Consider the following 13566-nt stretch of genomic DNA (forward strand, 5'->3'; position numbering starts at 1 on the left):
ATAGACCTTTTATTTTCCCGTATAATTTCCTTCTCGCATGCAAAATACTTGATTTTGATTATTGCGGTGAAAATTGATGCATTCGCAGCATTTGCCGTGCCGCTCGCAGTTGTTCTTCGGACAAATACAGTTCGTTTCGTTGCAGTTTGCCATAGTAACAGCTCCTTTTTTAGAGAGACATCGGCCTTGCCAATGTCTTCTTTACTCTGTTTCTATTTTACTACAATATTCACTAATTTTTGCGGCACACAAATAACTTTTACAACTTTTTTGTCACCAATCGCCTGTTGCACCCGTTCTTGCCCCATAGCCAGCGTTTCCAGCTCGGCAGCGTTCAGACCAACAGGAGCAACGATCTTGTCTCTCACCTTGCCGTTGATCTGCAGAACCAATTCCACTTCTTCCACCTGCAAAGCTGCATCATCATACACCGGCCAGCTTTGCTTATGCACACTGCCATTTCCGCCGATAAGCTGCCAAAGCTCCTCGGCCATATGCGGCGCAAAAGGGGCAATTAGACGCAGTGAAGACGAAACTAGTTCCTGCGCCAAACCGGAAACCTGGGCTTTCGGCTCCTCTTTCAAAGCATACATAGCATTAACCAATTCCATAATGGAACTGATCGCTGTATTGAAGTTAAAACGCTGTTCAACGTCCTCAGTCACCTTTTTAATGGTGCCATGAAGCGCCCGGCGTAATTCTTTCGCTTCTTTTTCCAGCTGTTCTGGCGCGTATTCGCCGTTTTCCTCAGCAGGCATAAACTGTGCATAGTGAAGCATGATCCGCCAGAAACGACCCAAGAAACGGAAGGCGCCTTCTACGCCCTGATCGCTCCACTCCAGATCCCGTTCCGGAGGCGCTGCAAAAAGAATAAATAAACGGGCTGTATCGGCGCCGTATTTTTCAACAATCTCCCCTGGAGCTACGACATTGCCCTTAGATTTCGACATTTTCGAACCGTCTTTAAGCACCATACCCTGGGTAAGCAAGTTCTTAAAGGGTTCATTGGCATTAATCAAGCCGGCATCCTTTAATACCTTAGTAAAGAAGCGAGAATACAGCAAATGCAAAATAGCATGCTCTATACCGCCAATATATTGGTCTACCGGCATCCAGTAGTCGCCTTTCCCCATATCAAAAGGCGCCTGGGTATTGCGCGGATCCGTATAACGCAAATAATACCAAGAAGAGCAAATAAAGGTATCCATTGTATCCGTTTCACGCCGCGCGTCAGCTCCGCATTTCGGGCATTTGCATTTCACAAACTCTTCCGCATCCGCTAAGGGAGAGACTACGCCAGCGTCAAAACGCACATTTTCCGGCAGCAGCACCGGCAAATCTTCCTGCGGCACCGGTACAACGCCGCACTCAGGACAATAAATCACAGGAATAGGCGCGCCCCAATAGCGCTGACGGGATACCAGCCAATCACGCAAACGATAATTGACCCGCCGCGTTCCTACGCCTTGGTCTTCCAGCCAAGAAGCAATGGCGCTTTTAGCCGCCTCATTGCTCAAGCCGCTGAAACGTCCGGAATCAACAAGTACGCCGGCTCCGTCGTAAGCGCCTTCCATGGAAGCCACATCGAAAATCTGCCCTTCCGGCTGTACCACCACTTTTTTCGGCAAACCGTACTTACCGGCAAAAATCCAGTCGCGTTCATCATGGGCCGGCACGCCCATGACAGCGCCTGTGCCGTATTCGTACAGCACATAGTTAGCTACCCATACCGGAACCGGTTCTCCTGTAAATGGATGAACCGCATAAACGCCGGTAAAAATGCCTTCCTTTTCCGTTTCCGAAGAAGTACGGCTGATTTCATTCATAGAACGCACTTTTTCCACAAAAGCGCGCACTGCAGCTTCTTCCGGGCGGCCGGCAATCATTTTCTCCACCAACGGATGCTCTGGCGCTAAAACAACATAACTAACGCCAAATACGGTATCCTGCCGTGTGGTATAAACAGGGATTTTTTCGCCCAATTCGGGCAAATCAAAGGAAAACTCTGCGCCTTCGCTGCGGCCAATCCAGTTTTCCTGCATAGTTTTTACCCGCTCCGGCCAGCCTTTCAGTTCGTCCAAATCTTCCAAGAGACGATCCGCATAGTCGGTAATACGGAAGAACCATTGTTCCAGGTCTTTTTTGACAACTGCCGAATCACAACGCCAGCAGTGACCGTCAATAACCTGCTCATTAGCCAATACAGTATTGCATTCGTCACACCAATTAACGGAAGCCTTCTTTTTATAAGCCAAGCCGCGCTCTAAAAAGAGCAAAAACAGCCATTGCGTCCAGCGATAGTATTCCGGATGGCATGTAGCCACCTCGCGGCTCCAATCGTAAGACAAGCCCAATTCCTGCTGTTGACGCCGCATGTTGTCGATATTGGACCAAGTCCAGTTTGCCGGATGGATGCCATTTTTAATAGCGGCATTCTCCGCTGGCATGCCAAACGCGTCCCACCCCATAGGATGCAGCACATTATAGCCTTGCATCATTTTAAAGCGGGCGATAACGTCGCCAATGGAATAATTGCGCACATGACCCATATGTAGATTGCCGGAAGGATAAGGAAACATCTCCAAAACATAGTATTCCGGTTTCTGTCGGTTCAAACTAGTCTGGTAAAGGCTTTCCTCGTGCCATTTTTCTTGCCATTTCCGTTCAATTTCGAAAGGAACATACTTATTTTCAATCATCGTCTTTGCTTCCTTCCTTCTAAAAAAAATAAAACGCCCCTTGGCATTGTGCCAGGGACGAGCGCACCCGCGATACCACCCTGCTTGATGCCTAAACAAACGCAGACATCCTCTCCAACCAATAACGCCGGCGACGCGGCAACGCTTACTGCAAATTCAGCGCCGCTCCTCTGCAAAGAGTTCCGTAAGTCCATGGCATTGGCTCACAGCGACCGCCAACTCTCTGAAGCCTATTCTTACATACTAGTTTGCGTCTTTGGATTTTTATATAAGAACCCAATATGAGATATATTATAACTAAATCTACTAAGAGAGTCAATTGTCGCTTATATCACGAATAGGTTTTCCAAACCGTCCCAAAAGCGCAAAAACGAGCAACGCCAGCACGGCCATAGCGCCTCCTGTCAACTGTGCTGATTTAAGCCCCCAAAGCAAGGTCCCGTAATCGCCCCGCAAAAATTCCAGGCCAAAACGCGCCGTTGAATATAAAAATACATAGCAAGCAAACACTTGTCCCTTGCGGTGATTTGTTGTCCGCAACAGCAGCAGCAACGCGAAGATAACCAGGTCGAGCTGTCCCTCCCAGATCTCCGCCGGCCAGAGTGGCTGCATGCCGTAAGTATGCTGCGCTAGAGACCCAGTGGGATAAACAATACCGAAGCTTTCTCCTGTGGGACGACCAAAAGCGTCACCATTAAGCAAGTTAGCAGCCCGTCCCAATGCCTGGCCGAAAATCACAGCAGGTGCGGCTGCAATATCTGCAAAAGCCCAGGTGTCAATGCCATGGCGCTTAGTATACCAATAGCCAGCCAACGCGCCGAATACCACCCCTCCCTGAATGGCCATGCCGCCTTGCCAAACAAAAGGAATTTCCAAAAGGTGATGCTGATAATAGCTCCAGTCGAAAAAGAACACATCCCAAAGGCGTGCTCCTATTAACCCGGCAAAGCCGCAGCAAATTCCAAAATCAGGCACATGCTGATGCCAGCGGCCATCCTGTTTGGCCAAAAAGTAAGCCACTGCAGTTGCCAAAACAATACTCAACATCATCACCATGCCATAAGAACGCACAGGAAAGTCACCAATAAAAAAAAGATATGGATGCATGTCACAACTCCTCGCCCTATCGCCGACAAAGCAGACAATCCGATCAACCTTGCCCGCCTCATCACAATTTCTTTATATTATAGAAGATTCACCGCACCCTGACAAGGGAATCGACGCTTTCCCTGCTGTCGCCTCTGTGCTATGCTAAAAGGAAGCATTATGGAACCATTGCGTAAAGCAGCGGCTCTTTGCGAAAGGAGTTTTACGTCCATGAAAAAAATCAGCATTATCCTGGCAGATGATCATGCCGTACTGCGGTCCGGCCTTAAAGCCCTGCTTCACTGCTCACCCCAATTCGAAGTCATCGGAGAAGCAGGTGACGGTTTGGAAGCCTTGCATATGGTAGAGCACCTTTCGCCGGATGTTCTTATTTTGGATTTGTCTATGCCGGGCATGACCGGCGTCGATGTGCTTAAAGAAATTCGCTCGCGTAACCTTCCCTGCCGCGTACTGGTTCTTACCATGTATGACGATGAGGAATATATTAAGGAAGTTATGCGCGCTGGCGCCGACGGTTATGTCTTGAAAAAGTCTGCGGACACGGAATTAATTGAGGGTATTGTCAAGATTCACGAAGGAAAAAAACATTTAAATGAAACAATTTCTCAAACATTGATCGAAAGCCTGCTCCGCACCTCTGTCAACGAACCGGACAATCAAAATCCTTATGTCCTGCTCAGCGTTCGAGAGCGGGAAGTCCTCCGCTTTTTAGCCCAAGGTCATACAAACAGCGAAATTGCAGAAATGCTTTCCATCAGCGCTAAAACCGTAGACACCTACCGTTCTCGCATTATGAACAAGCTAAACGTGAGTAAAAAATCAGAACTTGTAAACTATGCCATCCGTTACAAGCTCATCAACACATAACGTTGTAATGCTTTACCCCACACGCTTATAACAGTATATCTTACCGAAGGTTACCTTTTATACCCCCTGTACAAGGATGAACGTTCGAACTATAATTGTGATAGATTCGATTATTTATATTATTTTATTATTTCTATTGTCAAAATTTATAAGTAGAGGGGTAGAAAAGGTATGCAACAAACCCAAATCCAGGAACTCAAAAAGATTGTCGGTACCGACCATGTTCTAACCAGCCCGGAAGATTTGTACACCTATTCTTATGATGCAACACCCGGCCACGCGCATATGCCGGACGCTGTTGTCATCCCGGGAAATGCAGAAGAAGTTTCCCAGATCCTCAAGGTAGCTAATGCCAACAAAATCCCGGTTTACACGCGCGGCTCCGGCACGAACCTGAGCGCTGGCACCTGTCCTACCAAAGGCGGCATCGTGTTGCTGATGACCCGTTTTGACAAAATTATCGAAGTTGATTTGGAAAACCTAGTTGCCGTGGCCGAGCCCGGCGTAATCGTTGCCACTTTAAACGCAGAGGTTGCTAAAAACGGCCTTATTTATCCGCCGGATCCGGGCACTGTTGCCACGGCTACTCTCGGAGGCACTGCTGCAGAAAACGCAGGCGGCCTGCGTGGTTTGAAATACGGCGTATCCAAGCATTATATCATGGGTATGGAAGTAGTTCTTCCCAGCGGCGAAATCATCAACTGCGGCGGCAAAAATGTAAAAGATGTCTCCGGCTATGACCTCACCAAGCTTATGGTTGGTTCCGAAGGCACTCTGGGCGTTATCACCAAGCTGATTTTGAAATTGGTTCCCGCTCCGGAAGCTCAAAAAAGCATGATGGCTGTTTTCCATGATCTGGATAAAGCCGGCCAAGCTATTTCCGCCATTGTAGCTGCTAAAATCATTCCGGCTACGCTGGAAATTATGGATAATGCTACCATCCGCACTGTAGAAGATTACGCAAAATGCGGCCTTCCTTTGGACGCCGAAGCCGTTGTTCTGATCGAAGTAGACGGTCTTCCGGAAGTTGTGGAAAAAGAAGCTGCCAAGGTAGTAGAAATCCTCAACAAATATGACGGTCAAGCTCAATTAGCTAAAAATGCACAAGATCGCGACAATCTCTGGGCTGCTCGCCGTGCCGCCCTGCCGGCTCTGGCCAAATTGCGTCCTACCACATTTGTGGAAGATGCTACGGTTCCCCGTAACCAGGTTGCAGCTATGATTCGCTTAGTTAATGATGCAGCTGCAAAGTACAATGTTACCATCGGCACCTTCGGACATGCCGGCGACGGCAACATGCATCCTACCATCGTTTGCGACTTGCGCGATGAAGAAGAAATGGGCCGCGTATATAAAGCCATGGATGACATTTTCCTTGGCGCTTTGAAATTAGGCGGTACTTTATCCGGCGAGCACGGTATCGGCTTGGGCAAACTTCGCTATATGGAAGATCAGCATGGTCCTGCCGCCATGAATGCTATGCGTTCCATTAAGCGCGCCCTTGACCCCAATCTGATCCTCAATCCTGGCAAACTAGTAGGAGAGTGTTAAGCCATGAGCAACCAAATCACAGGAGCGGATTTACACGCCCAAGATACATCTCTTTTAAAGGATATCGAAGATGCCCTTTCTAATTGTATGAAATGCGGCAACTGCATGGCAGTTTGCCCTCTTTACAAAGAAATCGGCAAAGAAAGCGCCGTTGCTCGCGGCAAACTGGCGCTAATGGAAGGGGTTTTAAAAGGCCAGCTTCCGTATAGTGAAGAATTCGAAAAGATCATGCTCACCTGTCTGTCTTGTAAAGCCTGCGCCACGAAATGCCCTTGCGGCGTTCCTGCGGATGAGCTTATCATTCGTGGACGTCGAGCAGCAGCCAAGGCGCGCGGCTTGAGCCCTATCAAAAAGAATGTCTTCAACCTGCTCAAGCATCGTCAGCTTTTTGACTTTGCTTTGCGCATGGCTGGCCTTTTCGGGCCTTTGAGCTTCAAAAAGCTGCCTCGTCCCATGGCTGCTGTCGCCCGTTTCCCCATGCCCGGCATGGACGCACGGCGTATTACGGCTCCCTTTGCTGCAACACCGTTCCGCAGCCAGGTTCCGGAGCGTATCACTGTTGCTAACCCCAAGAAAAAAGTCGGCTTTTTCACAGGCTGCACCATTAACTATATCTACACAGATATGGGACAATCGGTAGTCAATGTCCTCAAAGCCAACGATGTTGAAATCGTCATCCCCAGTACTCAGCATTGCTGCGGCACGCCGGTCTATGTTTACGGCCAGACTGAGCGGACTCAGGCTTTCGCGAAACACAACATCGAAGTCTTTGAAGACGCTATCAAAAAATATAACTTGGATGCAGTTATCGCTTCTTGCGGTTCTTGCGCCGAAGCCTTGAAAATTGAATATCCCCATATTTTCCATGATGATCCGCAAATGAAAGCGCGCGCGGAAAAACTGGCGAACATGACCTACGAAATCAGCGAATTTCTAGTAGACGTTCTCCCCTTCCGCAAAGACATTCTTGGTCCAGTCAACGAAACCATTACCATGCATGACCCTTGCCATATGGCTCGCGGTCTAAAGGTCACTAAACAGCCTCGCGAAATTCTCAATGCCATCCCTGGCTTGAAGTTCGTCGAAATGAGTGCGCCTGACCGTTGCTGCGGATCAGGAGGCTCCTTCAACTTGGCGCATTACGACCTTGCGCGTCAGGTTAACGACAAGAAAATTGCCGACATTGCCTCTACCAAGGCCGACAATGTCGCAACCAGCTGCCCCAGCTGCCGTATGTTTCTTACTGATGGCTTGGTTCAAAACAACCAGCCGCAAAACTGCTACCATGTGATTCAACTTTTGGATCGCTCTTACCAGGCTGGCGCTAAAAAAGCATAATTTTTCTAATAAAAATGGTGAGATTCGCAATCGCGAGTCTCACCGTTTTTTTATCTCGAATCCACTGACAACTTTTATAAACCATGCCTCTCTCCTTACTTAGGCTGCGCACCCTGCCTCCACTACCCTCTCAAGGTTTCTTAGTTGCTCTGTATTTTGAAGTTTATACTTCTCGCTAAATTTCTTCCGTTTTTTTACGTCTACGCAAAGGAATCTCCACGATCAACGTCGTTCCATCTCCAGGAGACGACTTGATTTCCAGGGTTCCATCCAATAAAGCCGTCCGCTCGCGCATGCCATAAATGCCAAGGGCCGTATACCCCTGATGCCCCGTGTAGCGCCCATCCGCAAAACCGATGCCGTTATCTGCTACTACCAAAATAATTTTCCCCCGCTGTTTAGCCAGGGTTACGTCGATTTGTTCTGCTTGAGCATGACGAGCTGCATTGGTCAAAGCTTCCTGCAAGATCCGATAAATTGTTGTTTCCAGCTCGCTAGGAAAGCGTTCCCTATGCATATTGCTTACATGCAATTGAACCTGTATGCCATATTGCTTCATATACCCTTCGATATACTTCTGCACCGCGGCCAGCAGCCCTAAATCATCCAAAAGGATAGGTCTCAATTCCACGGCCAGGTGATGCACCGCCTCCAGCGTCTGTACCGCCAAATCGCGCATCTGCAGCAAGCTGCTTTCTTCCTCTTGCCCCTTAGCTCCGGCAGCTAAGACACGCAAGCCGACAATAATTGATGTCAACGCCTGACTTGTTTCATCGTGAAGTTCCCTTGAGATACGCCTGCGTTCTTCTTCCTGGGCCTGAATGATCCGGTTCATCAGACTGGACTGCAGCTCTTTCTTTTCGTTCAGAGCCTGCACCAGCTCTTCCTGACGTGCATTGGCCTGCAGAGCCGCCTCTACAAAACGGGCGGCCAATCTGGCATATGGCGCCGAAGTATCCGGTTCGCCACTGACGCCAATAACACCGACACAATGATTTTCAAAAAGAATAGGTACATTCCAGCCTTTACGCACGCCCTTCCATTGACGCTCATCCTCTTCGCTGACGGCGCATTCCCGAATCACGCCTGTCTGCAGCATATTTGCGGCAATTTCATGCACTTGGGTAATGCGTTCCGTGCTAAAAGAAGCAATAATGACGCCATGTTCATCTGTAATATTTACATTTTTATTCAGTTCTGCCGCTACAATATCCACCAACGTTTGAGCAAATCTCGCATCTAGCTGCCGCTTCAAACCTTTTGCCATTTCCTGCACCTCATTCAGCGATTCCTATTCTATCTCATTATAACAAAAAAGAGCCTCCCCTGCGGGGAAGCTCTTTTTACGCATCAATTAGATCAGCACTTTGCCAGGGTTCATGATGCCATTGGGGTCAAATGCTTTTTTCACCAGAGTAAATACGGTTTTCTGCTCAGGTGTCATATGACGATCCATGGCTTCTGCCCGCTTAGCGCCAATACCGTGCTCGCCGGACAGGTTGCCGCCCAGAGAGTAGGTCAGTTCATAAATTTCCGGCAGAACTGCATCTTTTAGTTCATGCCAGGTATGCTCGTCCCGATCTTCGCGCAGAATGGTGCAGTGAATGTTGCCGTCGCCAGCATGGCCAGCGGACGGAATTCTGCAGCTGTGCTTGGCAGCAATTTTAGCAATGCCTTCCAGGGCTTTCGGAATTTCCGAAACCGGCACAACAATGTCTTCCATGCAGTACACAGGGCTCAGCATACGCAGAGCTTCTGCGTAGCATTTACGAGCTTTCCAGATGCGCTCATGGCTAGAGAGGTTGTCGGAAACAAATACTTCCATCGCCCCATTTTCCATGCACATTTTGCCTGCAGCTTCATAGTCAGCCTGCACTTGCTCTTCCGTCGAGCCGTCTACTTCGATGATGACATAAGCGCCAGCATCGCTATGAGGCAGCTTTTTATTGAGGTACATTTCTGCAGCCTTGATGGAGTCGCTATCCATGAACTCCAAGCAAGTCGGCACGACGCCAGCAGTCATGATTTTAGGCACCACATTGATGGCGTCTTGCATTTTTTCGAAAGGAACCAGCAAGTCAGCCACATATTTCGGCAACGGAATGAGCTTCAGCCAAATTTTGGTCACGATGCCCAAGGTGCCTTCGGAACCGACCATGAGATGCACTACGTCATAGCCAGTTACGTCTTTTACGTTTTTACCGCCCAAGGTGACAATGTCGCCAGCGGGGGTTACTACTTCCAGACCGTATACGTGACGGCTGGTAGTACCATATTTTACAGCGCGGTTGCCGCCAGCATTAGTGGCAATGTTACCGCCAATGAAGGAGGAGTCAGCCGAGCAAGGATCGCCAGCATACAGCAAGCCCTGTTCTTTAGCCAATGCCTGTACTTCGCCGGTGGTTACGCCGGGCTCAAGAACCATAAACAGGTTCTGGGTGTCAATTTCATGAACTTTGTTCATGCGCTCTGTGGAAAGAACCACGCCGCCGCTGAAAGGAACCGCGCCTGCAGCCAGACCGGAACCGCCGCCACGAGGAGTGATTGGAACCATGTTGACGTTAGCCCATTTGCACAATTCCGAGATTTCTTGAGCGGAACCCGCTTTAACTACTACTTCCGGCATATGCTCCCACTGCTTGTCGGATACTTCGTCGCGGGAGTACATATCCATCTTCTCTTCGTCGAACAATACGTTGGCGTCGCCGAAGATGGCCTTCAATTCATCGATATGTTTCTGGGTTACTTTGTTGAATTGCATCGCCTGGATCCTCCTTACGCTTTTGCCTTGAGTTGTTTCACCGCTTCAATGAGCATAGGACCGACTTCAAGTACATCGCCAACAATACCGAAGTCGGCGACCTTGAAGATCTGCGCTTCGGGATCCTTGTTGATAGCCACAATCACGTCGGCAGTTTGCATACCAGCCAAATGGGCGATTTTACCGGAAATCCCCATAGCGATATACAGCACCGGCGCAACAGTCTTGCCGGATAAGCCAATCTGGTGAGAATAAGTAGTCCAGCCCAGCTCTACCGCATCGCGAGTAGCGCCTACGCCGGCATTCAGAAGCTCAGCCAGCGTTTCAATGATTTTCCAGCCATCTGTGTTCTTCATGCCTTTACCGCCAGCAATGACGATCTCAGCATCTTCCACGCCTACAGCCTGGGTTGTATCGGTAATGAATTCGAGGAATTTTTCAGGCGTCACAAAGGTAGCGCCTTCAAATTTCTTTTCGATTACTTCGCCTTTACGAGAAGCGTCAGCAGCCAAGGGCTTGCAGGAACGCGGCCGGACAGTCGCCATTTGCGGACGATGGTCAGGCGTTTTAATGGTAGCCATGATGTTGCCGCCGATGGCCGGACGGGTTTGCAACAGCAATTTGGTGTCTGCATCAATAGTCAGCGAAGTGCAGTCTGCGGTCAGACCGGTATGCAGCTTAGCGGCTACCAGAGGCATAACCGTACGGCCCGTGGTCGTAGCTGCAGCAATGATAATCTCCGGACGCTCTTCTTCAACCAATTTGCAAATAGCGTTCGTGTAAGGACGCGGCAGGAAATGCGCCAAGGAAGCATCCTTAATGAAAACAACACGGTCAGCCCCTTGCGTAATGGCTTGTTCCGGATTTTCGACAGTTTCTCCCAACAATACACAAGTCAACTTGGCATTCAAATCATCAGCCAAGCTGCGGCCGCGAGCAATCAGCTCATAAGTTACAGGCAAAATCTGGCCGTTCCGTTGCTCGCCCAGAATATAAACACCCTTAAAGGATGCCATGAAATTTTCGCGATCTACGCCAGCGTTCAGATAAGTAGACACGTCACGTTACCCCCTATTTCATTCCAAATTAACCCAGTACTTCTTTTTTGACCAGGAATTCGACAAGCTCTTCCACGGGTTTGGTCGTGCCATCGGCTTTACGCATAATGGTATCACGCGCCAATTTCGGGCTAAATACTTTTACCACGCGGGTCGGCGAACCACCTAAGCCAACTTCGCATTTCTCAATGCCCAGACCAGCGGCGTCGTAAGCATCAACAGCTACGGTTTTCGCGTGCAATTTGCCGCTCAACGTAGGCATGCCCACTTCATTAATATCTTTGTTAACGCTGATCAACACCGGAGTGGGAACTTCCACCCGTTCGAAACCGCGTTCAACTGTACGTTTTACAATGACTTTGTCATCAAAAACATCAACGGCGGACACGTAGGTCTGCACAGGCATGTCAAGATATTGAGCAACCATAGCGGCCGTCTGGCCGGTTTCACCATCAGTAGCGCGCTCGCCGCAAATAACGATGTCCACTTCTCCAGCTTTGCGAACCGCTGCTGCCAAGGCTTTTGCCGTAGCAATCGTATCCGAACCAGCAAACTCGCGCCCGGAAACCAAAATACCAGCATCAGCCCCTAAGGCAATGGCTTCTTTCAGAGCTTTTTCCGCAGTAGGCGGTCCCATGCTGACGGCGGTTACCCGAACATCATCACGAGAATTTTTGATTTTGATGGCCTCTGTCAACGCGTTTTCATCCAGAGGATTGATTACGACGTCTTTGCCACTGCGAATCATGACTCCCGTCTCAGGATCCATCTTGACATTTTCTGTCCCCGGCACTTGCTTCACAAACACAACAATATGCACAACGTGTACCTCCCAATCTTTTTTTCAAAATGGGCTTTGCCGCCTGTACCGTTCACACGATTCCGGCGGACTTTTTCGACGCACTGCCTGAAAGTATGTTACAACAAGCACATTCCTAAAAAGAAAGGCTTTGCGGGTTCATCCGCAAAGCCTTGTTTGTAATGCAAAAGAAACAACATTTTGCCGGCATCTGCTTGCAAACTGCCATACTACGTCTCTTAAGCCAAGCCAGTCTTCACTTTGTAACCCGTCGCGCTGTATACCATCATAACTTTTAAGCAGTGTTCCAGCCGATGGGTTTATTATAACTTATATTTTTTTTGCATGTCAATAACATAAGGGCACCTTATAAAAGTTAATTCCGTAACTTATTTAATTACAGAATCTTCTTATCAATAAGATCGATTAATTGCACAATTTCCGGCTTGGAAATTTGCCCGTCCGCTCCCAAGTTTTCGCCTTTACGACGCATTTCTTCATTAATCAAGGAAGAGAAGATGAATACAGGCAATCCCGCCAAGCGACTTTCCTCACGAATGCGTTTCAAAAGGTGATGTCCGTCCATTTTCGGCATTTCAATGTCGGTAATAACAATATTTACATAGTTGTTCATATCTTCGCCAGACTTGGCAATAGCGTCTAGCCGTTCCCACGCCTGCTGGCCATTGTGACAGACAATAACTTCTTCATAGCCTGCTTCACGAAGCGTACCCACCAGCAAATCACGCAATAAAGGCGAATCCTCCGCCACCAAAACACGCTTAGTTTTGCGTAAGCTCGTCAGCCGTTCGTTGGCCGTAGGAATGCTGGTCAGCTTTTGATTGATTTCCGGATTAATTTCAGAAACGATTTTTTCAAAGTCCAGCAGCAATACCATTTTCTCAGCCATCTTCACAATGCCTACCACCATTTCCGAGCTGCTGATCGCCGGCGGCTCTTCCATGGCGCTCCAAGAAATCCGATGAATTCGCGACACGCCGTGAACCAAAAAGCCAACATAAAATTCATTCAGTTCGCTAACAATAATATTTGTCGGTTCTTTATCGGTTCCCTGTCCTAGGCAGCGTGGCAAATTGACCAACGGCATAACCCGCCCGCGCAAGGTAAACACGCCGTCCACATAGGGATGCACATTCGGCATTTTAGTGACAGGCACCAAATTAATAACCTCACGAACCTTCGCTACATTAATGCCATAGGTTACATCACCAACTACAAATTCTACAATTTCAAATTCATTCGTTCCCGACTCCAGGAGAATGCCTTTTTTATCAGTGCCTTGTTCCATTACGCACTACCTCCTACATGCTGCTTTTATGTTTTTAACGTACATCTTGCATAGTGATCCTATTATTGATCATTTCT

At 48.6% G+C, this 13566-nt stretch carries 10 protein-coding genes and 1 other annotated feature; of the genes, 3 read left to right on the forward strand and 7 right to left on the reverse strand.

What is annotated here, in order from left to right:
* Positions 1-212: 212 nt before the first annotated feature.
* Both leuS and lgt read right to left on the reverse strand, forming a co-directional pair.
* Entirely contained in the window at positions 213-2699 is a 2487-nt protein-coding gene (leuS, locus tag PHF27_RS09855) for a leucine--tRNA ligase (RefSeq protein WP_300069239.1), read from the reverse strand.
* A 50-nt stretch (positions 2700-2749) separates the two neighbouring features.
* Positions 2750-2965, reverse strand: a binding site (T-box leader).
* 49 nt (positions 2966-3014) lie between these two features.
* Positions 3015-3806, reverse strand: coding sequence for a prolipoprotein diacylglyceryl transferase (gene lgt / locus PHF27_RS09860; RefSeq protein WP_300069242.1), 792 nt, complete (start codon positions 3804-3806; stop codon positions 3015-3017).
* Positions 3807-4016: 210 nt separating this feature from the next.
* On the opposite strand from lgt, the gene PHF27_RS09865 reads away from it, so the two are divergent.
* From PHF27_RS09865 to PHF27_RS09875, 3 genes are all read left to right on the forward strand, one after another.
* On the forward strand, positions 4017-4673 hold the full coding sequence (locus tag PHF27_RS09865) for a response regulator transcription factor (protein ID WP_300069245.1): 657 nt from the start codon (positions 4017-4019) through the stop codon (positions 4671-4673).
* A 171-nt stretch (positions 4674-4844) separates the two neighbouring features.
* The gene (locus PHF27_RS09870; protein WP_300069248.1) at positions 4845-6224 is read left to right on the forward strand and encodes an FAD-linked oxidase C-terminal domain-containing protein; all 1380 of its coding nucleotides are present in this window, start codon (positions 4845-4847) and stop codon (positions 6222-6224) included.
* Positions 6225-6227: 3 nt separating this feature from the next.
* A complete protein-coding gene (locus tag PHF27_RS09875; RefSeq protein WP_300069250.1) occupies positions 6228-7562 on the forward strand; it encodes a (Fe-S)-binding protein in 1335 nt (444 codons plus the stop codon).
* A gap of 175 nt (positions 7563-7737) precedes the next feature.
* On the opposite strand, the gene PHF27_RS09880 is transcribed toward PHF27_RS09875, so the two are convergent.
* The 5 genes from PHF27_RS09880 to PHF27_RS09900 all read right to left on the reverse strand — a co-directional run bounded on the left by PHF27_RS09880 (position 7738) and on the right by PHF27_RS09900 (position 13489).
* Positions 7738-8829, reverse strand: a complete 1092-nt coding sequence (locus PHF27_RS09880) for a sugar diacid recognition domain-containing protein (protein WP_300069253.1) — start codon at positions 8827-8829, stop codon at positions 7738-7740.
* 87 nt (positions 8830-8916) lie between these two features.
* The gene (locus PHF27_RS09885) at positions 8917-10323 is read right to left on the reverse strand and encodes an FAD-linked oxidase C-terminal domain-containing protein (protein WP_300069256.1); all 1407 of its coding nucleotides are present in this window, start codon (positions 10321-10323) and stop codon (positions 8917-8919) included.
* Between the two features lie 14 nt (positions 10324-10337).
* Positions 10338-11381 carry an electron transfer flavoprotein subunit alpha/FixB family protein gene (locus PHF27_RS09890; RefSeq protein WP_300069259.1) on the reverse strand — a complete coding sequence of 348 codons (1044 nt, stop codon included), beginning with the start codon at positions 11379-11381 and terminating at the stop codon, positions 10338-10340.
* Positions 11382-11409: 28 nt separating this feature from the next.
* On the reverse strand, positions 11410-12201 hold the full coding sequence (locus PHF27_RS09895) for an electron transfer flavoprotein subunit beta/FixA family protein (protein ID WP_300069262.1): 792 nt from the start codon (positions 12199-12201) through the stop codon (positions 11410-11412).
* Positions 12202-12577: 376 nt separating this feature from the next.
* Complete coding sequence (locus PHF27_RS09900) at positions 12578-13489, reverse strand: chemotaxis protein (protein WP_300069265.1); 912 nt, start codon at positions 13487-13489, stop codon at positions 12578-12580.
* Positions 13490-13566 lie beyond the last annotated feature (77 nt).

It is taken from the genome of Anaeromusa sp. (assembly GCF_028691475.1).
Classification (GTDB): Bacteria; Bacillota; Negativicutes; order Anaeromusales; family Anaeromusaceae; genus Anaeromusa.

What these genes read in the sequence shown, in the direction of transcription:
- leuS (WP_300069239.1), bottom strand. Translation starts at nt 2,699, where the DNA reads ATGATTGAAAATAAGTATGTTCCTTTCGAAATTGAACGGAAATGGCAA.
- lgt (WP_300069242.1), bottom strand. Translation starts at nt 3,806, where the DNA reads ATGCATCCATATCTTTTTTTTATTGGTGACTTTCCTGTGCGTTCTTAT.
- PHF27_RS09865 (WP_300069245.1), top strand. Translation starts at nt 4,017, where the DNA reads ATGAAAAAAATCAGCATTATCCTGGCAGATGATCATGCCGTACTGCGG.
- PHF27_RS09870 (WP_300069248.1), top strand. Translation starts at nt 4,845, where the DNA reads ATGCAACAAACCCAAATCCAGGAACTCAAAAAGATTGTCGGTACCGAC.
- PHF27_RS09875 (WP_300069250.1), top strand. Translation starts at nt 6,228, where the DNA reads ATGAGCAACCAAATCACAGGAGCGGATTTACACGCCCAAGATACATCT.
- PHF27_RS09880 (WP_300069253.1), bottom strand. Translation starts at nt 8,829, where the DNA reads ATGGCAAAAGGTTTGAAGCGGCAGCTAGATGCGAGATTTGCTCAAACG.
- PHF27_RS09885 (WP_300069256.1), bottom strand. Translation starts at nt 10,323, where the DNA reads ATGCAATTCAACAAAGTAACCCAGAAACATATCGATGAATTGAAGGCC.
- PHF27_RS09900 (WP_300069265.1), bottom strand. Translation starts at nt 13,489, where the DNA reads ATGGAACAAGGCACTGATAAAAAAGGCATTCTCCTGGAGTCGGGAACG.